The sequence below is a fragment of the Phenylobacterium sp. genome (assembly GCF_031360265.1).
Lineage (GTDB): Bacteria > Pseudomonadota > Alphaproteobacteria > Caulobacterales > Caulobacteraceae > Phenylobacterium.
Window position 1 is genome coordinate 16,839 of the sequence record NZ_JANMBF010000039.1, and the last position, 23,930, is coordinate 40,768.

Here is a 23,930-nt window from a genome sequence, read left to right on the forward strand (position 1 = left end):
CCCCATGAGCGGTTTCGCGCATCACCGCAGCCCTCACCATCCGACCTTCGCGGGTTCGGCTTGGGATCGCTTGGCCTAGCGCACCCTCTCCGAGCCCCGCTTCCAGCGGACGGGGCTCAACCGATTTCAGCTCCGTCCGTCGCCTCCCTTCTCCAAGGACGTAGACGATGGACACCCTTCCTCCCTTGAGCGCCCCTGCTTCCTTGAGTAAGGGGGCGGCAACCGCTAAGCGCGAGCCCATGACCGACGCGCCCCGCCCCGACGCCCGATCCCCGCGCGGTTTCATCGACCGACGCGCCCGCGACCTGACCGCCGAGCGGAAGATCCTGGCCGCCGTCGCCGAGGTCTATGAGCGCTACGGCTTCGAAGCGCTGGACACCGGGGCGTTCGAATATGCCGACGCGCTGGGCAAGTTCCTGCCGGACGCGGATCGTCCGAACGAGGGCGTCTTCGCGCTCACCGACGATGACGAGCAGTGGATGGCGCTGCGCTACGACCTGACCGCCCCGCTCGCCCGCTTCGCCGCGCAGAACTGGGCGACCCTGCCAAAGCCCTTCCGCCGCTACGCGTTCGGGCCGGTGTGGCGCAATGAGAAGCCGGGGCCCGGGCGTTACCGCGAATTTGTCCAGTGCGACGCTGACACGGTGGGCTCGGCCCGCCCCGAGGCCGACGCCGAGATCATCGCCATGGCGGTCGAGGGCCTCCAGGCCGCGGGGCTGCCGGCCGGGGCGGCGGTGGTGAAGATCAACAATCGCAAGCTGCTGAACGGCCTGATGACCGCCGCCGGCGTCACCAGCGAGGGCCAGAAACTGGCGGTGCTGCGCGCCGTCGACAAGCTGGACCGACTGGGGCCCGACGGCGTGCGCCTGTTGCTGGGTGAGGGCCGCAAGGACGAGTCCGGCGATTTCACCAAGGGCGCCGGGTTGACCGGATCGGCGGCGGAACGGGTGCTGGCCTTCACCGGCGCGGCGGCAGGCGGGCGCGGCGAGACACTGGACAGGCTATCGTCCGTGATCGGAGGGTCGGCCGAGGGCGATGAAGGGCTTGCCGAGCTGTCCGCCATCGACGCCGCGCTGACCGGCCTCGGCGTCGGCGCCGAGCGGGCGGCGTTCGATCCGTCGGTGGTCCGGGGCCTGGAATACTATACCGGCGCGGTCTTCGAGGCCGACCTGTTGCTGCCAACGACGGATGACCGGGGCCAGACCGTCCGGTTCGGCTCGATCGGCGGCGGTGGGCGCTATGACGACCTGGTGGCGCGGTTCACCGGCGAGCGGACCCCGGCCACGGGGTTCTCGTTCGGAGTGACCCGTCTGGCGGCGGCGCTGAGGGCGGCCGGGCGCGACCTGGCGGCCGATGCGCGCGGGCCGGTGGTGGTGCTGGTGCTCGACCAGACGCGGATGGCTGACTATTTCGCGGTGGTCGGAGACCTGCGCGCCGCCGGGATCGCCGCGGAGGTCTATCTCGGGACCTCGGGCATGCGGCCACAGATGAAATACGCCGACCGCCGGCTGTCGCCTGTCGCGGTGATCATCGGCGGCGAGGAGTTCGCCGCCGGCACGGTGACACTGAAGGACCTGGACCTGGGCCGCGAGCTCGCCTCCGGTGTGGTCGACAACGCCGCCTGGCGGGCCGAGCGTCCAGGCCAGATGACCGTGCCAAAGGCCGAGCTGGTGGCGGCGGTCCGCAGGATCGTCGAGACGCCGCCGGCCGGAGCCGGGGCGTGAGGGTCGAGCCGCCGGTTCCGGCCCAGGCGCTGGCCGCGATCCGTGGCGCTCTGGCCACGGCGGGCGCCGAGCCGGTCGACGCGCCGATCCTGCAGCCCCTGAACCTGCTGCTCGACCTGGCGGGCGAGGCGATGCGGGCCAGGCTCTTTGTGGTGCAGGCCGACGGCGGGGAGGAGGCGTGCCTGCGGCCCGACTTCACGGTCGCCGTCGCCCGCCGACACGTCGCGCGCGGCGCCGGGGCGGGGCGCTACAGCTACGAGGGCCCGGCGTTCCGCGCCTCGCCGGGCGGCGACCGGCCGGAGGAATTCGTCCAGCTGGGCGTCGAATTGTTCGCGCCCCCGGGCGGGCCGACGGCGCAGGCCGACGGCGAGATCGCCAGCCTGGCCTGGCGCGCGGCTGCGGCCGGCGGCCGCGACGACCTGACGCTGTGGCTGGGCGACATCGGCTTGTTTTCGGCCTTCGTTGAATCGTTGGCGCTGCCCGCGACCCTGGCGGCGCGGCTGAAGCGCGTGGCGGGCCGGCCGCGGCTGCTGAACGCCGAGCTGGCGCGGGCCGGCGAGAGCGTGGCGCCGACGCAGGGCGGACAGCTCGCGACGACTTTGGCCGGGCTCTCGCAATCCCAGGCCGCGGCGATGCTGGAAGAGGTCTGGGTGCTGGCGGGCGTCGAGCCGGTCGGTGGGCGCGGACCCGGCGAGATCGCCCAGCGCCTGGTGCGGCGCGCGCAGGCGGCCAGCGCACCGGCCCTGACGCACGCGCAGGCCGCGGCGATCCACGCCTTTCTGGCGATTTGCGATGCGCCGGCGGCGGGCCTGAGACAGGTGCGCGCGCTGGCCGGCAAGACCCGGGCGCGGAATGGGACGCTGGAGGGGGCGCTGGCCGACTGGGACGCCCGGCTGGCGCGGTTGGCGGAGGTCCCGGCGGAGCGGATGCGGTTCTCGCCGGCGCTTGGCCACGCCTTCGACTACTACGACGGACTGACCTTCGAGGTGCGCAGCGCCGCGCTCGGCGCGGACCGGCCGGTGGCCTCGGGCGGGCGATATGACGGGCTTCTGGCGCGGTTGGGCGGCGCGGCGGCGGCTGGAGCCGTGGGCTGTGTCGTGCGGCCCTGGCGCGCCTTTGCGGGAGGCGAGGCATGAGCGGCGACCTGATCATCGCCGTGCCGTCGAAGGGGCGGTTGAAGGAGCAGGTCGAGGCCTGGTTGGCCGACTGCGGGCTGGACCTGGCGGTCAGCGGCGGCGCACGGGGGTATCTGGCGAGCCTGAAGAGCCTGCCGGGCGCTCAGGTGCGGTTGCTCTCGGCCGCCGACATCGCCGACGCCCTGGGGTCAGGCCAGGCGCACCTGGGCGTCACCGGCGAGGACCTGCTGCGCGAGGGCGGACACCTGGAGAGCCGGGTGCTGTTGCTGCGACCCCTGGGCTTCGGCCGCGCCGATCTGGTGGTGGCGGCGCCCAGGAGCTGGCTCGATGTGGAGACCATGGCCGACCTGGAGGACGTCGCGCACGACTACCTGGCGCGCACCGGCCGGCGCCTGCGCGTGGCGACCAAATATCTGGTGCAGACGCGCGGGTTCTTCGCCCGCCATGGGGTCGCGGACTACCGGATCACCGAATCGGGCGGGGCCACCGAGGGCGCGCCTGCGGCGGGGGCGGCGGAACTGGTGGTCGACATCACCACCACCGGCGCGACCCTGGCGGCCAACGGGTTGAAGGTGCTGTCCGACGGCCTGATCCTGAAAAGCCAGGCGCAACTGGCTGCAAGCCTCACGGCCGGCTGGAGCCCGGCGCAGCTGGCGGCGGCGGAGCGGTTGCTGCGCGCAGTGGAAGCGCGCGCCGCGGCGCTGACCAGCGCGACCTTGTCCTGGCCCGCCGCTGGAACCTCCGCCGAGGCGGAGGTCCTGGATGCGCTCACTGCGGCCGGCGCCTCGCGCCACCCACACGGCCTGCTGATCGACGCCGACCACGCCGCCGCGGCCGCCGAGGCCCTGACGCGCGCCGGCCTGGGCCCGGTGACCGTCGCCCATCCCAGATTCGTCTTCGACGTGGTGTGCCCAGCCTTTGCGGCGTTGAAACACCACGTTCTCTGACGAGTGCGTCAAAAGACGGTGTAAATTTTCCCGTGATCGCGGAAAACTGATCGCACCATGCCGAGAAACGCCCGGCGAGGCGTTGACTTGGGCAGAAAATTCCAGTTTCTTCCCGTCGCGAGAGATACAACGGCGCAAGTCCGGAGGTCTCCGGCGTTTCGGGGAGGAAACGCCCGCTCTTACCAGAGCGACTGCTCAAAAATAGGCCCGCTGCGACTATCCCCCGCAGCGGGCTAATTTTTTGCCCGATGATAATTTAGACGGGACTGACAAAAATATCGGGCGCCGCCGCGGCGGCCGCGGACAGATGATCCGTCGGCTCAGTGTGGCGTGTGATCCATGCCGGGCATGGCGGGCATGGCGCGACCTGACATGGCCTGATCGTGGTCGGGCAGGGGACCGACGCCGACCTTGAAGGCGACCTTGAGCCGGGCGCCGCTGGCGAAGCTGAGGGTCGCCGGGATCACGTCGCCGACCACCAGCGTCCGGTTCACGCCGACCAGCATCAGGTGATAGGCGCCGGGGGCGAAGCTTGCCTGGCCGCCGGCGGGAATGGCGATCCGGTCCAGCTTGCGCATCGACATGACGCCGCCGCTCATGGACGAGGCATGGATCTCGACGCGGACGGCCAGCGGGCTGTCCACCCGCACCAGGGCGTCGGCGGCCCGGCCATGGTTCGCCAGGGTCATATAACCCACCGCGTTGGCGCCGGCGACGGTCGGGCGGCTCCAGGGCTGCCCGACCTGAAGGGTCGGCGCGCTGTGGGCGGCCGCAGCGAGCGGCGCGGCGATGATCGCCAAGGCGATCCATGCGACAGGGGAACAGCGCGTCATGGCGGGAGATCCTCGGCGTCGCGGCCGGATTCTGCGCGGGGCCGCCGCTCTCATAGTCCCATCCGGCGATTTCTCAAGCCGGCGCGGCGGCGCCATAGTCGTCGTCCCGTTGTGGAGATCCAATGGAAGCCAACGTCCAGCCCGGCGCCTACAAGGACGTGGTCCTGTTCCTGGCCACCGCCGGCGTGGTCGTGCCGCTGTTCCGCCGCTGGAAGCTTTCGCCGATCCTGGGGTTCCTCAGCGCGGGGGTGCTGCTGGGCCCCTTCGGCCTGGGCAAGCTGGCGCGCGCGACGCCCTGGCTGTCGGCCCTGACCATCGACAATCCCGCCGAGGTCGCACAACTGGCCGAGTTCGGGGTGGTGTTCCTGCTGTTCATGATCGGGCTGGAGCTCTCCTGGGAGCGGCTGCGCGCGATGCGCCGATATGTCTTCGGCCTGGGCGCCGCCCAGGTGACCGCCAGCCTGGCGATCACCGCCGGCGCGGCGGTGGCGCTGGGCCAGCCCGCGGGCGCCGCAATCGCCATCGGCGCGGCCCTGGCGCTGTCCTCGACCGCCATCGTCATGCCGATCCTGACCGAGCAGAAGCGGCAGCACGCGCTCGCGGGGCGGACAACCTTCTCGGTGCTGCTGTTCCAGGACCTGGCGGTGGCGCCGATCCTGATCACCCTGACCCTGCTGGGCCGTCCGCTTCCCAGGATCGGGGGCGTGGCCCGGCTCACCCCGGATCTCTTGTGGGCGCTGGCGCCGGCGGTGCTGGGGATCGTCGCCCTGTTCGTCGCCGGCCGGCTGGTGCTGCGTCCGATGCTGCGTTCGGTGGCGCGCGCCAAGAGCGAGGAGTTGTTCGTCGCCGCCTGTCTGCTGGTGGTGATCGGCGCCGGCCTGGTCAGCGCGCTCATCGGCCTTTCCATGGCGCTTGGCGCCTTCATCGCCGGCCTGCTGCTGGCCGAGACCGAGTTCCGGCATGAGGTCGAGATCACCATCGAACCGTTCAAGGGCCTGCTGCTCGGATTGTTCTTCGTCTCCGTCGGCATCGGCCTGAACGTGCCCCTGCTGCTGGCCAGGCCGGTGCTGGTGCTGGGGGCGGCCTGCGGCCTGACGGCCGTCAACGGCGCGGTGGTCTTCGCCCTGGCCCTCATCTTTCGCCTGCGGGCGCGCGTGGCCGCCGAGACCGCCCTGCTGCTCGCCGGCGCGGGGGAGTTCGCCTTTGTCATTCTAGGTCAGGCCATGGACCAGCGGCTGGTGGATCGCACCACCGGCCAGGCGTTGCTGGTGGCGGTGACCCTTTCGATGACCGCCATACCGCTGCTGGCGGCCCTTGGCGCCAGGATCGGGGGCCGGAACCTATCGCCCGCCGACCTCGCCGAGTCCGAGGGGGCCGCGCCCCTTGAGCCGCGGGTGCTCATCGCCGGCTATGGGCGGGTCGGCCATTTGGTTGGCGAGATGCTGCGCCGCCACGAGATCGCCTGGGTGGCCGTCGAACAGGACGCGAGGCTGGTTCAGACCGGCCGGCGCGAGGGCGAGACCCTGTTCTATGGCGACGCGGGGCGATCTGACTTCCTGGCGCGATGCGGCCTCGGCGAGGCCCTGGCCCTGGTGGTCACCATGGATGATCCGGACGGCGCCGAGGCGATCGTCGCCGCCGCCCGCAGTCTGCGCCCGGATCTCACCATCGTCGCGCGCGCCCGCGACGCCCGTCACGCCCAGCGACTCTACGACCTGGGCGCCACCGACGCGGTGCCGGAGACCGTCGAAGCCAGCCTGCAGCTTTCCGAGGCGCTGCTGGTCGAAATCGGCGTGCCGATGGGACTGGTGATCGCCTCGATTCATGAGCGGCGCGACCAATTCCGCCGGGCGCTGATCCGGCCCAATGCGCCGGTCGGGCGCACCCGGGCGCGGCGCGGCGGCGGCGGGGCCTGAACCGGGTCGGAAAGGTGTCAGAAAAATGCGCCGCGGGCGGTCTTTTTGGGAACCTACGCCGCACGGCCACGTTGGAGGCTTGAGCGCATCGGGGCGCAGGTGAGGGAGGCGGGGATGTCGCGGAATGCCAGTGCGTCGGCAAGCGATCGCCCTGCCCGGAGCGGGACGCGCGGAGCGACCCTTGACCTTTCCATCGCCGAACCGGTTTTGCGAGACTTTGCAATCTCTTCGGCGGCGTTGAACATCGAGGCAATAATCATATAGCGTTGAGACGAAGGTTCGTGCGGCTGACGACATTGCGAGTGAAGTGTGGCTTCGGTGACACTGACGCGGTGGCCCGGGGTCGCTATAGGAATAGCTGGGTCGCTTGGCCGCAGCGCTAAGGGCAATGAGAGGGTTGTGAATATGAAATTCAAACTTCTGGCAGGGGCCGCGATGGCCGCGGTTTTCACCGCGTCTGGCGCATCCGCGCAGGTCGGCTGGTATGGGGCCGTCGATCTTGGCTACCATTGGCCCCAGAGCATGGAGACCGATTCTTCGAACCTTGCCGCCGACGGCAAGAAGTACGTTTGGAACTTCAACCAAAAGGCCGACTGGGCGGGCTTTGCCCGTCTGGGCTACCAGCTGACCGACCACTGGCGCGTTGAGCTGGAAGCCGGCTACCGCCCCGGTGACCTCGACAGCGTTCGCGGCGGGGCGTCCCAGGCCATTGCCGGTCTCTGCACCACCGGCGTCGTCCGCACCGCGGCGGCTCCGAACTGCGGCAGCCCCTCGGGCAGGATCGAAACCTGGACCGTGATGGGCAATGTTCTCTATGATATTCTGCCCGGCGCGCAGTTCGACCCGTTTGTCGGCGCCGGCATCGGCATCAACCACCTGACCATGAGCGCCGATGGCCAGTTCTCGAATGTCACGGGTGTGGTCGTCAACGCGCCCGGCAGCACCAACCCGCCGATCCAGAACCTGCACATCGACGACAGCGACACGGTTTTCGCCTACCAGTTGATCGCAGGCGTGGCCTGGAAGGCGACGGATCGGCTGAACGTCGATCTGACCTACCGCTACCTCGGCGGGTCGGACGCGTCGTTCAACTCGGTGGGCACGCACGCGCTTCAGCCCGGCGCCTTCTCGGGCCGGTATGAGGACAATTCGCTGACGGTCGGCCTGCGCTACTCGTTCGCACCGCCGCCGCCGCCGCCTCCCCCGCCGCCCCCGCCCCCGCCCCCGCCGCCGCCCCCTCCGCCGCCGCCCCCTCCGCCTCCGCCTCCGCCGCCTCCGGCCTATGAGGCCAAGCAGTTCATCGTCTACTTCCCGTTCGATCAGTACGTCCTGACGCCGGAAGCCCAGACGGTGGTGCAGGAAGCGGCGAACTACTCCTCGGCTGGCCATGCGACCAAGGTCGTGGTGGTCGGGTACACCGACACCTCAGGCTCGGCGGCCTACAACCTCCGCCTGTCTGAACGTCGCGCCAAGGCCGTGGCTGACGCGCTGGTCGGAATGGGCGTCGCCCAGACCGCCCTGTCGGTCGACTGGAAGGGTAAAACCAACCTGGCGGTCGCCACTGGCGACGGCGTGAAGGAACCGCTGAACCGCCGCTCGACGATCGACATCAACTTCTGATTTCGACCATCAAGCGATCGGTATGAGATGCGGGAGCCCGGCCGAAAGGCCGGGCTCCTTGCGTTTGACCCGTCTCCCCGGCCTCTGCCCCTCCCTTCGCGGGCGCGAGCAGGTGAGCGTTAGGCCATGGTTCCCGAGGTCGATTCCGCTGAGGACGCCTATCCGCCGTCAGACCGGCAGGCGTGTGGTCGACTTGACCTCTTCCAGCACCGCATAGGTCCGCGTCTCGCGCACGCCGGGGATCCGCACCAGCACCTCGCCAAGGAACTTGCGGTACTCGGCGAAGTCGCGAACCCGGGCCTTGATGAGATAGTCGAAGCCGCCGGCCACCATGTGGCACTCCAGGACATCAGGCGCGCGCCGCGCCGCGGCGGCGAAGGTGTCGAACACCTCTGGCGTCGTCCGATCCAGCACCACCTCGACGAAGATCAGCAGGGCGCGTCCGACCTTCTCGGGATCGAGCAACGCGGCGAAGCCGGTGATATAGCCGTTCTCCCGCAGGCGCCGGACCCGGTCGGAGCAGGCCGAGGCCGACAAGCTGCAGCGTTCGGCCAGCTCGCCGTTGCTGATGCGTCCTTCGGCCTGAAGCACGCGCAGGAGCCGCCGATCCGTATCGTCGAGCCGTAGGATATTCGCCATATTCGTAATATTCCGATGTTCCGGGGCAATAAATCGACCAAAGCCGTAGCACATTCAATCAATGGGCCTATATTCCGGACACCATGTTGAAGGAAACCCGACATGGCGTTTGATCACCTCGATGCAGCCAAATTTACGGACGAGCGGCAGGCCGTGGCCGCCGCCAGGGCCGCCCGCCCGCTGAGCCTGGAGGACCGCGACGCGGTGCGTCAGGAGGCGGTCGCCCTGGTGCGCTCGGCCCGGCGCGGCGCGCGACGGCAGGGCGTGGTCGAAAGCTTCCTGCAGGAATTCAGCCTGTCGACCCGTGAGGGTCTGGCGCTGATGTGCCTGGCCGAGGCGCTGCTGCGCACCCCCGACGAGCAGACCCGCGACAGGCTGATCGCCGAGAAGATCGCCTCGGCCGACTGGGCGAGCCACGCGGGAAACTCCGACTCCCTGCTGGTCAACGCCTCGACCTGGAGCCTGATGTTGACCGGCAAGCTGATCGATCCGGACGAAGAGGCCGGCGCCGACCTCTCCGGCTTCGTCCGCAGGCTGGCCGGGCGGCTAGGCGAGCCGGTGATCCGCCGCGCCGTCGGCGCGGCGGTGCGGATCATGGGCGAGCAGTTCGTGCTGGGCGCGACCATCGACAAGGCGATCCGCCGCGCCGCCCAGGACGGCTTCGTCTGTTCCTTCGACATGCTGGGCGAAGGCGCCCGGACGCGGGCCGACGCCGACCGGTATGAGGCGGCCTACGCCTCGGCGCTGCAGGTCGTGGCCAGGCATGCGGGCGGCCCCGGTCGCCATCCAGGTCCGGAGGCCGGCCATGGGATCTCGGTGAAACTCTCGGCGCTGTCGCCGCGCTATGACGTGCGCCAGCCCGAGAGGGTCTGGGGCGAGCTCTATCCGCGGATCCTTCGCCTGGCGACGCTCGCCGCGCAGGGCGACATCAATCTGACGCTCGACGCCGAAGAGGCCGACCGCCTGGTAATCTCGCTGGAGATCCTCGAGCGGCTGGCGGGCGAGGCGCAACTGGGCGGCTGGACCGGGCTGGGTCTGGCCGTCCAGGCCTATCAGAAGCGCGGGCCGCAGGTGATCGAGGCCGTCGCCGGGATCGCCCGGACCACCGGCCGGCGGCTGATGGTGCGGCTGGTCAAGGGCGCCTATTGGGATAGTGAGATCAAGCGCGCCCAGGTGGCGGGCCTGCCGGGCTATCCCGTCTATACGACCAAGGCCGCCACCGACCTGTCCTATCTTGTGTGCGCACGCGCCCTGCTGGCCGCCGCACCGGCGCTCTACGGCCAGTTCGCCACCCACAATGCCCACACGCTGGCCGCCGTCCGGGTGATGGCCCGGCAGGCGGGGCTTTCGCCGGAGTACCAGCGGCTGCACGGGATGGGCGAGGGGCTCTACGCCGGCGCGCGCGACCGCTATGGCGACTTCCCGCTCAGGGTCTACGCGCCGGTGGGAAGCCACGAGGACCTGTTGCCCTATCTGGTCCGCCGGCTGCTGGAAAACGGCGCCAACACCTCCTTCGTGCACGCCCTGCTGGACGAGCGGATGCCGGTCGAAAAGGTCGTTTCAGACCCCATCTCCGACCTCGAGGCCGCCGGTGGCGCGCCACACCCGCGCATTCCCCTGCCGGTTGATCTCTATGGACCCAGCCGCACAAACTCCGGCGGCATGGACCTGTCGGTGGCGGCGGACCGCGACGCGCTGGCGGCCGCGGTCGCCGGCCTGCCCTTGCTGGACGCCGGGCCGATCGTCGGCGGCGCGTCCGTGGCCGGCGCGGGACCACGGGTCTCGCCGTCCGACCTGGCGCGGACCATCGGCAAGGCCGCCGACGCCACGCCCGCCCAGGTGGACGCCGCCTATGGCCTCGCCCGGCAGGCCCAGCCCGCGTGGGACGCGCTCGGCGGCGAGGGCCGCGCGCCGGTGCTGCGCGCCATGGCCGATGCGCTGGAGGCCAACCGCGAGCGGCTGATCGCCATCTGCGCGGTCGAGGCCGGCAAGACCTTGTCCGACGGCGTCGCCGAGGTGCGCGAGGCCGCCGACTTCTGCCGCTACTACGCCAGCCTCGCCGAGCGCCAGTTCGCGGCGCCGGAGACCCTGCGCGGGCCGGTGGGCGAGACCAACCAGCTGTCGATGCATGGGCGCGGGGTGTTCGCCTGCATCAGCCCCTGGAACTTCCCGCTGGCGATCTTCACGGGTCAGATCGCCGCGGCGCTGGCGGCCGGTAACGCGGTGCTGGCCAAGCCCGCCGAACAGACGCCCTTGATCGCCGCGGCGGCGGTGCGGCTGTTCCACGCCGCCGGGCTCAGCCCCGACCTGCTGCACCTCTTGCCAGGCGAAGGCGCGACCATCGGCCAGGCGCTGGTGGCGCACCCGTCCTGCGCGGGCGTGGCCTTCACCGGCGGCACGGACACCGCCTGGGCGATCAACCGGACGCTCGCGGCGCGACCCGGACCGATCCTGCCCTTCATCGCCGAGACCGGCGGGCTCAACGCCATGTTCGTCGACACGACGGCGCTGCGCGAACAGGTGATCGACGATGTGCTGGCCTCGGCCTTCGGGTCGGCGGGCCAGCGCTGTTCGGCGCTGAGGATCCTGTTTGTCCCGCGCGAGACCGCCGACGCCCTGATCGAGGGGCTGGCCGGGGCCATGGACGCGCTGGTGCTCGGCGATCCGGCCGATCCGCGCACCGACCTGGGGCCGGTGATCGACGCCGACGCCCTGGGCGCGCTGATCGCCCACCGCGAACGGCTGGGTCGCGAGGCCAGCGTTCTGCACGAGCTTCCGGCTCCGGATGGCGGGCACTTCTTCGGCCCCGTGCTGGCGGAGATTCCGTCCGCGGCCTTCCTGCCGCACGAGGTGTTCGGGCCGATCCTGCATGTGGTGCGCTATGACCCCAACGATCTGGCCCCGGCGGCCGCCCCGCTGGCGGCGGCGGGCTATGGCCTGACGCTCGGCGTGCACAGCCGCATCGAAGCCTTCGCCGCGAAGGTTCGCCGCGCGGTCCCCGCCGGCAACGCCTATGTCAATCGCTCGATGATCGGCGCGGTGGTGGGCGTCCAGCCGTTCGGCGGCGAGGGCCTGTCCGGCACCGGCCCCAAGGCCGGCGGTCCCCACGCGCTGCTGCGCTATGCGGTCGAGCGCGCCGTCAGCGTCAACATCGCCGCCCAGGGGGGCGACCCGGCGCTGCTCAACCTCAATCCCTGAAGCCGCGCGAGGCTTGACGGCGGCGCCCGGAACGCCGCCATTTCGGTCTGAGCGGCCAGCCCTCGCGCAAGACGAAGGCGGCGCCGGCGAGGGAGACGGCCATGAGCTTAAGCGGCGTCGATTGGGGGGTGATCGCCCTCTATCTGGTCTTCGTGCTGGGCATCGGCATCGCCGCGGCGCGCCGGGCCAAGAGCGGCGACGACTTCTTCCTGGCGGGCCGGGCGATTCCGGCCTGGGTCTGCGGCCTGGCCTTCATCTCGGCCAACCTCGGCGCGCAGGAGGTGATCGGCATGGGCGCCTCGGGCGCCAAGTACGGCATCGCCACTGCGCACTTCTACTGGATCGGCGCTATCCCGGCGATGGTGTTCATCGGCGTCTTCATGATGCCGTTCTACTACGGCTCGAGGGCGCGTTCGGGGCCGGAATATCTGCGCCTGCGGTTCGACGAAAAGACCCGCGCGCTGAATGCGCTGAGCTTCGCGGTGATGACCATCATCTCCTCGGGCGTCTCGATGTATGCGCTGGCCAAGCTGATCCAGGCCCTGCACGTCTTCGACGCGCCCTTCGCCCACCTGGGTCTGCCGCAGGCGTGGATCTTCCACGGGGCCATCCTGACCTCTGCCATCGTGGTGCTGGTCTATATCTATGCCGGCGGCCTCAGAGGCGCGATCTACAACGAGGTGCTGCAGTTCTTCCTGATCGTCGCGGGCTTTGCGCCGCTGGTCTGGCTGGGGCTGAAGCAGGTGGGCGGCTGGCAGGGCCTGCAGGCCAGCCTCGGGCCGACCTACACCCACGCCTGGGCCGGCATGGGCCACGCCGCCACCAACCGGCTGGGGGTCGACTGGTTCGGGCTTTCCATGGGCCTGGGGTTCGTCCTGTCCTTCGGCTACTGGTGCACCGACTTCCTGGTGGTCCAGCGGGCCATGGCGGCCAATTCCATGTCGGCGGCCCGGCGTACGCCGCTGATCGCCGCGGGCGTGAAGATGTTCGTGCCGTTCCTGGTGATCCTGCCCGGCCTGATCGCCATCGCCCTGACCTCGGCGCCCGACAAGGCCGGCGCGGCCAGCCACCCGGTCGCGGTGGCGGGCGCCATCCAGCAGCACGATCGCGGCGTCATTCCGATCAAGCTCGACGCTGCCACCGGACGGCCGATGCTGGACGCGCGCGGACAGCCGCAACTCGACTACGATCTGGCCACGCCCAACCTGCTGCTGCGCTACTTCCCGACGGGCATGCTGGGCGTGGGCCTGACGGCGCTGCTGGCCAGCTTCATGTCGGGCATGGCCGGCAACGTCACCGCGTTCAACACGGTCTTCACCTATGACATCTACCAGGCCTACATCCGACCGAAGGCGGACGACCGGCACTATCTGAGGGTCGGGCGCTACACGACCGCGGTCGGCATCGCCGCGTCGGTGGCCACGGCCTATATGGCCAGCCAGTTCAACAACATCATGGACCTGATGCAGCTGGTGCTGGCGTTCGTCAACGCCCCGGTGTTCGCGACCTTCCTCTTGGGCATGTTCTGGAAGCGGACGACCGGCCACGGCGCCTTCATCGGGCTCGCCACCGGCATCTCGGTGGCGGCGCTGCACCATGGCCTGACCCTGCCGCTGGACAATCTGGTGGGGATCAAGGGCGGCTGGATCGCAGTGACCCACACCTATCCCAGTGAGATGGCGCAGAACTTCTGGACCGCGATCTGGGCCTGGAGCGCCGGCTTCGCGGTGACCGTCGCGGTCAGCCTCGTGACCAAGCCGAAGCCCCAGGAAGACCTGGTGGGGCTGGTCTATTCCATGACGCCGAAGGTCCAGCACACGCACGGCGCCTGGTACATGCGCCCGGTGACGCTGGGCGTGATCATGATCGTCGGCGTCGTGGTCCTCGACATCGTCTTCCGCTAGGAGCTTAGGCCATGACCTTTGACGTGCGCCTGCCCATCGGGCTGCTGTTCCTGGCCATCGGCGCCCTGGTGGCGGCCTATGGTCTCACCGCCGATCAGGCCGCGATGTCGGCGCATTCGGCCGGCCTCAACATCGACCTTGTCTGGGGCCTGGTCATGGCCGGCTTCGGCGCGGTGATGCTGGTGCTGGTGTGGCTGGCGCGGAAAGGCGACCTGCCGCCGCCCAGCGAGGGTTAGGTGATGAGTCGGTCAACACGTTGAAATTAAATCAAAAGACCGTCATGGCCGGGCTTGTCCCGGCCACCCATGATCTCCGTGAGTGCGGTTGAAGCGCGGCGGCGCTGTTCGCGCCAGAACCTCAGTCGCCTGAGATCATGGGTCGCCGGGACAAGCCCGGGGATGACGGTTCTAAAATGATTGAGTCACACGCTCGGTCCAACGCCGCCAAGCGGACGTCCGGAACTTCGGGAACGGGTGGGGAGCGGGCTTTCAGGTCAGCCACAATCGAGGCGCGACACGTTCACGGACGCCCGAGAAACCTGAAGTAGAAAGCTACAAACACCAAGACGACGCCGACATTCACCGCAAGTCGCTCCCAGAACCAGGTTCGGCTTCTGAAGAAACTCAAATCTACACCGACTATGATGGCAATCATCGCCACCACGAAAAGGGCCGCAGCGACCTGCCTGCTCATGCCGGCGGAAAATATCATTTTGAGTTCTCTATCACCTGATCCGCCACCCCAACCGATTGGCTCACTCGCCTGGCAACGTAAGCGTATTCAGGAGGTTCCGCCATGGGTCGAGGACCGACATCACAACGCGGCCCAGGAGGAGACCATCCGCGATTTCGAACGGCTCAGCCTTGACACCGGACTCGTTATGTTCTATCTTTGTTCTCAATCATGACCAGCCCCGATCCCCGCAGCCGACAGCTCTCCGACATGGCCGATTGCGCCTATCGGCTGGGCGTGGCGTTCGGGGCGGCGGCGGAGGCGGCGCTGGGCACGGACCGGTGGCTGCCCTTCTTCAACGCCTTTGATCGCTGCTTCTTCTCAATCCGGGTTTCGACGGCGCTGGAGCGGCGCCTGCGCCGCGCGTCGGCGGAGGCGCGCGAGGCCGCCTCGGACCGCGAAGAGCTGATTGAGCGGCCGGAAGCCACCACCGAAGCCGAAGGCCGCGACCGCGATTCCGACGAGCGCGAACGCGACCGTGACCGCGAGACCGAACGCGCCAGCCTGCCGATCCTGCTGCGCGCGCTGGAAGGCGTGGTCGCCGACGCCGCGGCCCTGCCGGACCCGAAGCCGGCGGAACTCCTCACCCTGCGCGAACTGCTCGCCCACGCGAAAGCCAAGCCCGGCCCGACGCGCGCCACCCCAAGCTCAGCCCAGAGTCTGCGCGCCCGGCTGACCGGGTCCGTGGCCGCCACGGCGCCGCCTCCGGCACGCCATCCGGCGTCCAATGTCGGGCAGGTGCTGGCGGCGCGCCGCGCCACCGGCCCGCCGCGCCGCTGAGCGCGAAGGCCCCGTTCCGAACCGCCAAGATCGCAAAGTGAAACGCCGAGATCGGTCCGACCGTCGGCCGCCTCCGCGCGTCTCCGCGGTCTCCGCGGCCCAATCCTCGGGCCGTCGGCCCGCTCCGGCGTCGGCCGATCGACCGCTACCCAACCCGCAACAGCACCACGCCGTGCCCGGGCACGAGCACCCGGTAGCGCGTCAGCTTGCCCAGGTCCTTGGCCGCCCAGATGTCGCGGGTCCTGGCCGGCCCCTTTTGGCCCAGCCGTGGGTAGTCGATCTCCACATAGTTCGGGAAGTCTGCGGTGTTGAACAGGCCCACGGCGCGGGCGCCGCCCTTCAGCGGCTTGGCCCAGACCTCCAGCGGGCCCTCGGCGGTCACCCGGTCGCCCTGGCGGCCCAGCGGGTCCTGGTCGATGGCGATGACCTCCCGATTGGTGAGGATGGCGAGCGTGTCGGGCGACATCTTGGTCAGGTCGTTACCGGCGAGCAGCGGCGCGGCGAGGATCGCCCACAGGCTCATGTGCGTGCGGTACTCGGCGCCGTTCATGCCGCCGTTGCCGACCTCCAGCATGTCCGGGTCGTTCCAGTGGCCGGGCGCGGCATACTTCGACAGGCCCGCCTGGCCGAGGCCGATCTGCATCATCCGCGCGTATTTGTCGGTGATGTCGCCGGTCGTGCGCCAGGCGTTGCCGCCGACCGAGGCGCCCCAGCGCCAGACGCTCGCCACGCCGTATTGGCACAGGCTGTAGACGATCGGCCGGCCCGTGGCCTTCAGCGCCGCCTGCATGGTCTCGTAGGCCGCGAGCTCCATCTCGTGAGCCTTGTCCAGCCCGCCGGCGGTGCGCATCCGGTCGCCCAGGCTGCAGAGGTCGTACTTCAGGTAGTCGATGCCCCAGCCGGCGTAGGTCTGGGCGTCCTGGACCTCGTGGCCCAGGCTGCCGGCATAGCCGGCGCAGGTCTTGGGACCCGGCGAGGAATAGATGCCGAGCTTGAGGCCCTTGGCATGGACGTAGTCGGCCAGAGCCTTCATGTCCGGGAACTTGGCGTTGGCATGGATGACGCCGGCGGCGTCGCGCTCGCCCTCCCAGGTGTCGTCGATATTGATGTAGCGGTAGCCGGCGTCGCGCAGGCCGCTGGCCACCATGGCGTCGGCCTGCGCCCTGACCGTGGCGTCGTCGATCTTGTCGGCGAAGTGGTTCCAGCTGTTCCAGCCCATCGGCGGCGTCGCGGCAAGCGGCGGCGGGGCCGCCAAGGCGGCTGGACCACTCAGGGCGAGCAACACCGCGGCGGCGGTCGCCAGCGCCTGGCGGCTGGAGGTCTTGGTGTTCATCTGTGGCGTCTCCCGCGGATTCGCCCCGACTGTACGCAATCGCGGGTCAGCGCGCGCGGCTCGCCTCGATTTGGCCGCCAAGGACGGGAGGTCGCGCTCCGCGGCCGTCGATTCGGGACCGATCGCGGCGTTCTCACAGTCTCGTGAGCGGCGGTGCGGCGATGGCCGACAAGTGCTTGATCTGCCGAGGGGCGGGAGGAACTGTTAACCTTTCGTTGACGAAAAAAGCTGGGCGCCAAAGGCCGCCGTCATTGACGAGTCATTAGGACGGGTGCCCCATATGTAGGTTGTTCGGGCGTCGCGCCCACAACATGTGGGGGACGGGACAATGCCTTTTGACGGTATTGTTCCATGAGGGGCATGGGTCAGGGACGATGAGTGAAGCGGCGAAAGTTGGGATTGCCGAGGCGATTGAACGGGTTGCGGAGGCTCACGCGCGCCCGCAGCTGCAGCTGGTCCGCAAGGTCGAGGTCGATCGCTCACGCGACGCGCTGCTGACCGATTTCGGCAAGACCACGCTGGAGGACCGCTATCTCCTGGCCGGCGAATCCTATCAGGACATGTTCGCCCGCGTGGCCACCGCCTATGCCGACGACGCCGATCACGCCCAGCGGGTCTATGACTATATTTCCAGGCTCTGGTTCATGCCCTCGACGCCGGTGCTGTCGAACGGCGGGGCGGGGCGCGGCCTGCCGATCTCGTGTTTCCTCAACGCGGTGCCCGACAGCCTGGAAGGCATCCAGAGCGTCTGGAACGAGAACGTCCACCTGGCCTCCAACGGCGGCGGCATCGGCACCTACTGGGGTGGCGTGCGCTCCATCGGCGAGAAGGTGAAGGGCGCGGGCCAGACCAGCGGCATCATCCCCTTCATCCGGGTGATGGACTCGCTGACCCTGGCGATCAGCCAGGGGTCGCTGCGCCGCGGCTCGGCGGCGGTCTACCTCGACATCCACCATCCGGAGATCGAGGAGTTCCTGGAGATCCGCAAACCCTCCGGCGATTTCAACCGCAAGTCGCTCAACCTGCACCACGGCATCTCGATCAGCGACGCCTTCATGGAAGCCGTGCGCGACGGGGCGATGTTCGGCCTGCGCTCGCCGAAGACCCAGGAGGTCGTGCGCGAGGTCGATGCGCGCTCGCTGTGGCAGAAGATCCTCGAGATCCGCCTGCAGACCGGCGAGCCCTACCTGATCTTCTCCGACACCGTGAACCGCTCGATGCCGCTGCATCAGCGCGAGCTGGGGCTCTCGGTGCGCCAGTCCAACCTGTGCTCGGAGATCATGCTGCACACCGGCAAGGATCACCTGGGCAAGGAACGCACCGCGGTCTGCTGCCTGTCCAGCGTCAATGCCGAGACCTTCCTGGAATGGCGCGACCACCCGACCTTCATCGAGGACGTCATGCGCTTCCTCGACAATGTGCTGCAGGACTTCATCGACCGCGCCCCGCCGGAGATGGCCAACGCCGTCTATGCCGCCAGGCGCGAACGCTCGGTGGGCCTGGGGCTGATGGGCTTCCACACCTTCCTGCAGGCGCAGAACGTGCCGTTCGAGAGCGCGCTGGCCAAGAGCTGGAACATGCGCCTCTTCAAGACGCTGCGCCGCCAGTGCGACGCGGCCTCGCGCACGCTGGCCGCCGAGCGCGGGCCCTGCCCCGACGCCGAGGAGCGCGGCATGATGGAGCGGTTTTCCCACAAGCTGGCGATCGCGCCGACCGCCTCGATCTCGATCATCTGCGGCGGGACCTCGGCCGGCATCGAGCCGATCCCCGCCAATATCTACAGCCACAAGACGCTCTCGGGCACCTTCGCGGTCAAGAACCCCTACCTGGAGCGTCTGCTCGACCAGACGGGCCACAATACGCCGGCGATCTGGGACGGGATCTTAGAGAACGAAGGCTCGGTCCAGCACCTGGATTTCCTCAGCCAGGACGAGAAGGACGTCTACAAGACCGCCTTCGAGATCGACCAGCGCTGGATCGTGGAGCTGGCGGCGGATCGGACACCGGATATCTGCCAGTCCCAGTCGATCAACATCTTCCTGGCGGGCGACGTAGATAAGTGGGATCTGCACATGCTCCATTGGCAGGCGTGGGAGCGGGGCTGCAAGTCGCTGTATTATTTGCGGTCCAAGTCGGTGCAGCGGGCGAGCCACGCGGGCGGCGAGGCCCACGAGGCGGTCGACATGTCGGGCGCGGTCAGGACCGACTATGAGGAATGCCTCGCCTGCCAGTAGGCGGCTGTTCCGCACCCCGTAGAGACGGGGCGAAATCGGCTGAACGGTGAAATTCCCGGTTATCTTCCACGCCGTGGCACGGGTTATGCTTGTCGATATATGACTCGCTTCGGCGTATGCGCGTGCCTACGCTGATGCAGGGGAACCGCTCTTCGGGTTGCGGCGTTCGCTATGCAGGAACCGCGTAGCAAAGACCGCGGCCGGACAAGAACAGGCGGTCTTGGGAGATGACGATGCGGCCGCTGGCGCTTTTGGCCACCGTCCTGACCTGCGCCACGGCGAGCGCCGCCGGCGCCCAATCCCTGATGCTCAAGACCGCACCCGCCGTCGGCGACGCCCAGGCCCTGGCGCGGGCCGCATTCGCCCCTTGGGCGCTGAGCGCCTCGGTCGATCCGATCAGCGCGCTCATCGACCGCGAGACCTATCAGCCCGGCGCGGGGCCGGTGCGCTGGTCCACCGGCGAGGCGCCGCTGTCGCGGTCCGGCGACACGGCGCTGCGCGTCAGCGTCGGCGGCGCCCTGCGCACGCCGGGCGGGCTGCCGCTCAATCTCGCCCACGGCCAGTACGACGCTGAGGCCTATGAGGTGGCCGTGGTCCACGACTGGCCCGCGGTCTTCGGGTTCGACACCCGCGCCTTCGCCGTGGACCTGACCCCGCACGCCGGGGTGGGCGTCACCAACCTGGGCGGGTCGGCCGAGGCCGGCGCGACCCTGCGACTTTCCCAGCGGGTCAGCGACGGCGCCGTGCGCCGGCTGAGGGCCCTGGGCGTCGGCGACGGCGCAACCTTCGGCGACCGGGGACGCTGGTACGTGTTCGCGGCCGCCAGCGGCCGGGCCGTCGGCCTCAACATGCTGCATGGCGAGGCCGGCTGGAACCGCGCCGGCTGGACCACCGACGCCACCTCGACCCTGATCGGCGACGCCCAGGTGGGCGTGGGCTGGCGGCGCGGCGCCCTGCAGACTTCGCTCGGCTATATCCACCGCGAGGTGAAGGGCCAGCACATGCTCTGGGGCCAGGACACCCGCCAGGACTCCATGGTGGCCTTCTCGCTGTCGATCAAGCCGAAGCGCTAGACTCAACTCCCATGTCATCCCGGAAGCCGCGTAAGCGGCTGTCCGGGCCCCATGAACACAATCGATTCAGAATGCGCGCGGCGTGGCCGCTTGTCAGTTTCCATGCGCCGCACCGCCTGCCCATCCCACGCCGCCATCCCCGTTGTCTGAGCTTGTTCACAACATCTTGGGTCCGCGGCGCAACTTGGCGCTAGATATGGTTCCTGATCGGTGGCTAACTTCGTCATCAGCCTTCGCCAGCGTTCGGGAATCCGCCACCGTGACCGCCTCCAACATCCGCGCCCTGCCGGGCCTGCTCACTCCCTCGGCCGCCTACAAGCCGTTCCGCTATCCGTGGGCCTACGAATTCTGGAAGAAGCAGCAGCAGGTCCACTGGATGCCCGAGGAGGTGCCGCTGGGCGAGGACTGCAAGGACTGGGCGACCAAGCTCAATGACCGAGAGCGCAACCTGCTGACCCAGATCTTCCGGTTCTTCACGCAAAGCGATGTCGAGGTGAACGACAACTATATGGAGCGCTACGCCCGGGTGTTCAAACCCACCGAGATCAAGATGATGCTGGCGGCCTTCTCCAACATGGAGACCATCCACATCGCCGCCTACGCGCTGCTGCTCGAGACCATCGGCATGCCGGATTCGGAGTTCACGGCCTTCCTCGACTACCAGGCCATGCGCGACAAGCACGACTATATGCAGCAGTTCGGCGTCGAATCGAATGCCGACATCGCCAGAACGCTGGCCATGTTCGGCGGATTCACCGAGGGGCTGCAGCTGTTCGCCAGCTTCGCCATGCTGATGAACTTCCCGCGCCACAACAAGATGAAGGGCATGGGCCAGATCGTCAGCTGGAGCGTGCGCGACGAGAGCCTGCACTGCGAGGGGATGATCAAGGTCTTCCACGCCTTCAAGGCCGAGACCGGCTGCGTCACCAAGGCCGTGGCCGACGACATCGTCGACTGCTGCAAGACGGTGGTCGGCCTGGAGGACAAGTTCATCGACCTGGCCTTCGAGGCCGGCGAGGTGGCCGGCATGACGCCCGACGACATCAAGCGCTACATCCGCTTCATCGCCGACTGGCGCCTGCGCCAACTGCACCTGCCGGAAGTCTATGGCGTGAAGGAAAACCCGCTGCCCTGGCTGCAGTCGATGCTGAGCGGGGTGGAACACGCCAATTTCTTCGAGGCGCGGAGCACGGAGTATTCGAAGGCGGCCACGCGGGGGCAGTGGCACGGGGGTGAGGGGGTGTGGTCGGCGTTCGATGCGATGCAGGCGAAGAAGGTCGGGGCGGAGGGGATGCCGGCGGAGTGAGGGGGAGGTTTGACGCCCGCGCCACCTCGCGCATTCTCATCGCCTGGGGGCGCCGTTGGCGGACGACGACAAGATCGGCACGGTTTGGACGGATGCAGAGCTTGACCTCATCGTGGCGGACTATTTCGCCATGCTGGCGGCCGAACAGGCCGGCCGGGCCTATGTGAAATCGCAGCACCGGGCGCGTCTGGTTGAGCAGATCGGCCGGCCGGCCGGATCGGTTGAGTTCAAACACATGAACATCTCCGCGGTGCTTGAGGAACTCGGTGAGCCGATCATTCGCGGCTATCGGCCGATGCAACACTTTCAGCGGTCGATCCTGGACGCGATAGAGCGGCATCTGCTGACGCGGCCTCGGTTCTGGGTTCCGGTGGCGGGTGACCATGTGGCCGAGCCGGCGCTTCCGTTCCTTGAGTCCGCGCCGGCGCTACTGGCGCCGCGAGAGAGGCCTCACGAACTGGAGCGGCTGGTGCGGAAGTTCGACGCCAGCGAGCGCGACTTCCGCAACCGGGAGCTCGGCAAGGCCGGCGAGAAGGCGGTGTTCGAGTTCGAGCGCCAACGCCTGCAGGCAGAGGAGCGCCCCGACCTGGCGCGCAAGGTTCGGTGGGTCGCGCAGGAAGACGGCGACGGCGCCGGCTACGATATCCTGTCGTTCGACCGGACGGGAGGTGAACGGCTGGTCGAGGTGAAGACCACGTTGGGGAACCGCATGACGCCTTTCTTCCTTACACGGAACGAATATGCCCTGGCCGAGGAGCGGGTCGACGCTTTCAAGCTGATGCGGCTTCATTCGTTCGCGCGAGAACCTCGAATGTTCGAGATCGAGCCACCATTGGCTGAGGCGGTTCGACTCTCGCCGCACACCTTCCAAGCCAATTTCTCATAGCGGCAAACGCGATCACGGCGCTGCCGGCGGCAGATGAACATTGGCTGGACTGAGATACGCTATTGGCGTATTTGTGGTGCATGGAGTTGTTCCGAACCTCCTCCTACAAGGCCGGCCTGAAGCGCCTGAGGAAGCTGGGCGCGTCTGACGCGGACATCACGGTCATGGAGAACATGATCGCCGCCGAACCCGGAATCGGCGACGTGATCCCCGGCTCCGGCGGCATGCGGAAGGTGCGGTTCGGCTATGCGGGCACGGGTGACCGTGGCGGCGGCCGGACGATCTATTACGTCGTTCTGCATGCGGATACGACCTACCTGCTGGTCGCCTATCCCAAAGTGGACAAGGACGACCTGACCGCCAAGGAACTGAAGCTGTTCAAGACCCTCGTGAAGGACCTAACCCATGGCTGACGACCGCACCGAACTCGGGCGTGAGATCGAGGCCGGGCTGCGCGAGGCGATCGCGCATCGCCGGGGCGAGGTCGCCCTGGAAGGCCGCGTGGTCAATCCGATGTCGGCCGACCGGGTAAAGGCGATCCGCAAGGGCGTGGCCAAGAGCCCGAAGGAATTCGAGCGACGCTTTGGCGTGCCGGCGCGGACGCTGGAGGGCTGGGAGCAGGGCAAACGCCTGACCACGGCCGAGCGGGTGCTGCTGCGGGTGATCGAGCGTGACCCGATGGCCGTGGAGCAAGCGTTGGCCGGGGCGGCGGTGGAGTAGGCGAGCCGCGCGTCATCGACGGAGCTGACTTTATTGCCGCGACACGGTACGAATTAGCTGGCCCTGGCCGTCCGCGGACAGCTTCGGCTTCGGGCCGCGCTTGGCCGGCGCGAGGCTTCGCGCGGTGGCGCCTCAGGCTCCTGGGCGGACCTATGCCGCTTCGGCTGTAAAACGCCAAGGGGACCGCGTCAGGACGACCGTCACCGTAACGCCCACCGCAATTCAAGCTCCGGCGCCATTTTGCTTGACAGTCGGCGGGACATGTGTTCCTGTTTTGTTCATGTCCACACGCAAGTCGGAACAGATGCTGGATGAGCTGGCGGAGATGAGCCGCGCCTTGGCCCGCTCGCTGCGCGAGCGCCAAGCCGGCGCGGCGAACGCGCGCGACGCCGGCCGGATGGCCCGCCTGGCCGACGATATAGAGCGCGGGGCGGTGCGTGCGCTTGCGCTCAAAGCCCTCATCGAGGCGCGGCGACGGCGGCGCGCGTTCGGGCTGGCGGGCCTGCGCCGCGCACGCCCGCCGACGCCCACGCATCACTAGGGTTTGCCTCGGGACTACCCCTACGAGGCGGCCGTGGCGGGGGCGTTCGCGGCGCGGGTGGCGGCGGGTGAGGCCATCAACGACCTGCTGGACAGGCCCGGCATGCCCAGCCAGCGGGCCTATCGCCATTGGCGGCGGACCCACGCGGGGTTCCAGGCGCGGTTGGCGGGGCTGCGGGCGCGTCGCTACGCCGGGCACTCAGACCACCCGCGCTGGCGCTGGTTCGACCGGGCCATCGCCGACCGGATGCTGGTGCGGGTGGCGAAGGGCGAGCCGTGGCGGCGGATGCTGGAGGGCGATCCGACCATGCCCAGCCGGGTGGTGGTCTATCGCTGGCGGGTCGAGCGGCCGGCGTGGGACGCGGCGCTGAAGATCGCCTTCAGGGCCGGACGGCTGGCGCGGGAGCGG

The 23,930-nt window shown here is 68.9% G+C and carries 21 protein-coding genes; 17 read left to right on the forward strand and 4 right to left on the reverse strand.

The annotated features are described in order from the left end of the window. Positions 1-239 precede the first annotated feature (239 nt). The 3 genes from hisS to hisG are packed head-to-tail and all read left to right on the forward strand — an operon-like array spanning position 240 to position 3,807. Positions 240-1,724 (forward strand): histidine--tRNA ligase, encoded by a 1,485-nt coding sequence (gene hisS, locus RMN86_RS03380; protein WP_309604419.1) that lies wholly within the window; start codon positions 240-242, stop codon positions 1,722-1,724. After that, complete coding sequence (locus RMN86_RS03385; protein WP_309604420.1) at positions 1,721-2,860, forward strand: ATP phosphoribosyltransferase regulatory subunit; 1,140 nt, start codon at positions 1,721-1,723, stop codon at positions 2,858-2,860. Before hisS ends, RMN86_RS03385 begins: the two co-directional genes overlap by 4 nt. Further along, positions 2,857-3,807 carry an ATP phosphoribosyltransferase gene (gene hisG, locus RMN86_RS03390; RefSeq protein ID WP_309604421.1) on the forward strand — a complete coding sequence of 317 codons (951 nt, stop codon included), beginning with the start codon at positions 2,857-2,859 and terminating at the stop codon, positions 3,805-3,807. The genes RMN86_RS03385 and hisG overlap by 4 nt, the downstream gene beginning before the upstream one ends. 320 nt (positions 3,808-4,127) lie before the next feature. Here the strand turns inward: hisG and RMN86_RS03395 are convergent, their stop codons facing one another. Beyond that, on the reverse strand, positions 4,128-4,640 hold the full coding sequence (locus tag RMN86_RS03395) for a copper chaperone PCu(A)C (protein WP_309604422.1): 513 nt from the start codon (positions 4,638-4,640) through the stop codon (positions 4,128-4,130). Positions 4,641-4,762: 122 nt separating this feature from the next. Here RMN86_RS03395 and RMN86_RS03400 point away from each other — a divergent pair, with 122 nt between their 5' ends. Both RMN86_RS03400 and RMN86_RS03405 read left to right on the forward strand, forming a co-directional pair. Beyond that, the gene (locus tag RMN86_RS03400) at positions 4,763-6,556 is read left to right on the forward strand and encodes a cation:proton antiporter (RefSeq protein ID WP_309604423.1); all 1,794 of its coding nucleotides are present in this window, start codon (positions 4,763-4,765) and stop codon (positions 6,554-6,556) included. A 405-nt stretch (positions 6,557-6,961) separates the two neighbouring features. Then, a complete protein-coding gene (locus tag RMN86_RS03405; protein ID WP_309604424.1) occupies positions 6,962-8,176 on the forward strand; it encodes an OmpA family protein in 1,215 nt (404 codons plus the stop codon). A gap of 168 nt (positions 8,177-8,344) precedes the next feature. On the opposite strand, the gene RMN86_RS03410 is transcribed toward RMN86_RS03405, so the two are convergent. Next, positions 8,345-8,815 (reverse strand): Lrp/AsnC ligand binding domain-containing protein, encoded by a 471-nt coding sequence (locus RMN86_RS03410; protein ID WP_309604425.1) that lies wholly within the window; start codon positions 8,813-8,815, stop codon positions 8,345-8,347. Positions 8,816-8,917: 102 nt separating this feature from the next. Here RMN86_RS03410 and putA point away from each other — a divergent pair, with 102 nt between their 5' ends. From putA to RMN86_RS03425, 3 genes are all read left to right on the forward strand, one after another. Then, the gene (putA, locus tag RMN86_RS03415) at positions 8,918-12,013 is read left to right on the forward strand and encodes a bifunctional proline dehydrogenase/L-glutamate gamma-semialdehyde dehydrogenase PutA (protein ID WP_309604426.1); all 3,096 of its coding nucleotides are present in this window, start codon (positions 8,918-8,920) and stop codon (positions 12,011-12,013) included. Between the two features lie 101 nt (positions 12,014-12,114). Beyond that, positions 12,115-13,917 carry a sodium:solute symporter family protein gene (locus RMN86_RS03420; protein ID WP_309604427.1) on the forward strand — a complete coding sequence of 601 codons (1,803 nt, stop codon included), beginning with the start codon at positions 12,115-12,117 and terminating at the stop codon, positions 13,915-13,917. A gap of 11 nt (positions 13,918-13,928) precedes the next feature. Beyond that, positions 13,929-14,153 carry a hypothetical protein gene (locus RMN86_RS03425; RefSeq protein WP_309604428.1) on the forward strand — a complete coding sequence of 75 codons (225 nt, stop codon included), beginning with the start codon at positions 13,929-13,931 and terminating at the stop codon, positions 14,151-14,153. Positions 14,154-14,436: 283 nt separating this feature from the next. Here the strand turns inward: RMN86_RS03425 and RMN86_RS03430 are convergent, their stop codons facing one another. Then, positions 14,437-14,628: a hypothetical protein gene (locus RMN86_RS03430; protein ID WP_309604429.1), complete on the reverse strand. Its 192-nt coding sequence runs from the start codon at positions 14,626-14,628 to the stop codon at positions 14,437-14,439. A gap of 192 nt (positions 14,629-14,820) precedes the next feature. Here RMN86_RS03430 and RMN86_RS03435 point away from each other — a divergent pair, with 192 nt between their 5' ends. Further along, positions 14,821-15,429, forward strand: coding sequence for a hypothetical protein (locus tag RMN86_RS03435; protein WP_309604430.1), 609 nt, complete (start codon positions 14,821-14,823; stop codon positions 15,427-15,429). Positions 15,430-15,574: 145 nt separating this feature from the next. Here the strand turns inward: RMN86_RS03435 and RMN86_RS03440 are convergent, their stop codons facing one another. Continuing rightward, on the reverse strand, positions 15,575-16,762 hold the full coding sequence (locus tag RMN86_RS03440) for a glycoside hydrolase family 27 protein (RefSeq protein ID WP_309604431.1): 1,188 nt from the start codon (positions 16,760-16,762) through the stop codon (positions 15,575-15,577). 374 nt (positions 16,763-17,136) lie between these two features. On the opposite strand from RMN86_RS03440, the gene RMN86_RS03445 reads away from it, so the two are divergent. The 8 genes from RMN86_RS03445 to RMN86_RS03480 form a co-directional block, all read left to right on the forward strand. Then, a complete protein-coding gene (locus RMN86_RS03445) occupies positions 17,137-18,996 on the forward strand; it encodes a ribonucleoside-diphosphate reductase subunit alpha (protein ID WP_309604432.1) in 1,860 nt (619 codons plus the stop codon). A 233-nt stretch (positions 18,997-19,229) separates the two neighbouring features. After that, entirely contained in the window at positions 19,230-20,069 is an 840-nt protein-coding gene (locus RMN86_RS03450) for a lipid A-modifier LpxR family protein (protein WP_309604433.1), read from the forward strand. A gap of 259 nt (positions 20,070-20,328) precedes the next feature. Continuing rightward, a complete protein-coding gene (locus RMN86_RS03455; RefSeq protein WP_309604434.1) occupies positions 20,329-21,375 on the forward strand; it encodes a ribonucleotide-diphosphate reductase subunit beta in 1,047 nt (348 codons plus the stop codon). A 55-nt stretch (positions 21,376-21,430) separates the two neighbouring features. Continuing rightward, positions 21,431-22,261: a DUF3883 domain-containing protein gene (locus tag RMN86_RS03460; protein ID WP_309604435.1), complete on the forward strand. Its 831-nt coding sequence runs from the start codon at positions 21,431-21,433 to the stop codon at positions 22,259-22,261. An 80-nt stretch (positions 22,262-22,341) separates the two neighbouring features. Further along, positions 22,342-22,674, forward strand: coding sequence for a type II toxin-antitoxin system RelE/ParE family toxin (locus RMN86_RS03465; protein WP_309604436.1), 333 nt, complete (start codon positions 22,342-22,344; stop codon positions 22,672-22,674). After that, the gene (locus RMN86_RS03470) at positions 22,667-22,981 is read left to right on the forward strand and encodes a transcriptional regulator (RefSeq protein ID WP_309604437.1); all 315 of its coding nucleotides are present in this window, start codon (positions 22,667-22,669) and stop codon (positions 22,979-22,981) included. Before RMN86_RS03465 ends, RMN86_RS03470 begins: the two co-directional genes overlap by 8 nt. A 304-nt stretch (positions 22,982-23,285) precedes the next feature. Next, positions 23,286-23,522, forward strand: a complete 237-nt coding sequence (locus RMN86_RS03475) for a hypothetical protein (protein WP_309604438.1) — start codon at positions 23,286-23,288, stop codon at positions 23,520-23,522. A 33-nt stretch (positions 23,523-23,555) separates the two neighbouring features. Beyond that, positions 23,556-23,930, forward strand: a 375-nt coding sequence (locus tag RMN86_RS03480) for a hypothetical protein (protein ID WP_309604439.1), incomplete at its 3' end; no start/stop codon positions are given.

Excerpts from the sequence above, each read along its gene's own strand:
- hisS (WP_309604419.1), top strand. The coding sequence starts at position 240 with ATGACCGACGCGCCCCGCCCCGACGCCCGATCCCCGCGCGGTTTCATC.
- hisG (WP_309604421.1), top strand. The coding sequence starts at position 2,857 with ATGAGCGGCGACCTGATCATCGCCGTGCCGTCGAAGGGGCGGTTGAAG.
- RMN86_RS03395 (WP_309604422.1), bottom strand. The coding sequence starts at position 4,640 with ATGACGCGCTGTTCCCCTGTCGCATGGATCGCCTTGGCGATCATCGCC.
- RMN86_RS03400 (WP_309604423.1), top strand. The coding sequence starts at position 4,763 with ATGGAAGCCAACGTCCAGCCCGGCGCCTACAAGGACGTGGTCCTGTTC.
- RMN86_RS03405 (WP_309604424.1), top strand. The coding sequence starts at position 6,962 with ATGAAATTCAAACTTCTGGCAGGGGCCGCGATGGCCGCGGTTTTCACC.
- RMN86_RS03410 (WP_309604425.1), bottom strand. The coding sequence starts at position 8,815 with ATGGCGAATATCCTACGGCTCGACGATACGGATCGGCGGCTCCTGCGC.
- putA (WP_309604426.1), top strand. The coding sequence starts at position 8,918 with ATGGCGTTTGATCACCTCGATGCAGCCAAATTTACGGACGAGCGGCAG.
- RMN86_RS03420 (WP_309604427.1), top strand. The coding sequence starts at position 12,115 with ATGAGCTTAAGCGGCGTCGATTGGGGGGTGATCGCCCTCTATCTGGTC.
- RMN86_RS03425 (WP_309604428.1), top strand. The coding sequence starts at position 13,929 with ATGACCTTTGACGTGCGCCTGCCCATCGGGCTGCTGTTCCTGGCCATC.
- RMN86_RS03430 (WP_309604429.1), bottom strand. The coding sequence starts at position 14,628 with ATGATATTTTCCGCCGGCATGAGCAGGCAGGTCGCTGCGGCCCTTTTC.
- RMN86_RS03435 (WP_309604430.1), top strand. The coding sequence starts at position 14,821 with ATGACCAGCCCCGATCCCCGCAGCCGACAGCTCTCCGACATGGCCGAT.
- RMN86_RS03440 (WP_309604431.1), bottom strand. The coding sequence starts at position 16,762 with ATGAACACCAAGACCTCCAGCCGCCAGGCGCTGGCGACCGCCGCCGCG.
- RMN86_RS03445 (WP_309604432.1), top strand. The coding sequence starts at position 17,137 with ATGAGTGAAGCGGCGAAAGTTGGGATTGCCGAGGCGATTGAACGGGTT.
- RMN86_RS03450 (WP_309604433.1), top strand. The coding sequence starts at position 19,230 with ATGCGGCCGCTGGCGCTTTTGGCCACCGTCCTGACCTGCGCCACGGCG.
- RMN86_RS03465 (WP_309604436.1), top strand. The coding sequence starts at position 22,342 with ATGGAGTTGTTCCGAACCTCCTCCTACAAGGCCGGCCTGAAGCGCCTG.
- RMN86_RS03470 (WP_309604437.1), top strand. The coding sequence starts at position 22,667 with ATGGCTGACGACCGCACCGAACTCGGGCGTGAGATCGAGGCCGGGCTG.
- RMN86_RS03475 (WP_309604438.1), top strand. The coding sequence starts at position 23,286 with ATGCTGGATGAGCTGGCGGAGATGAGCCGCGCCTTGGCCCGCTCGCTG.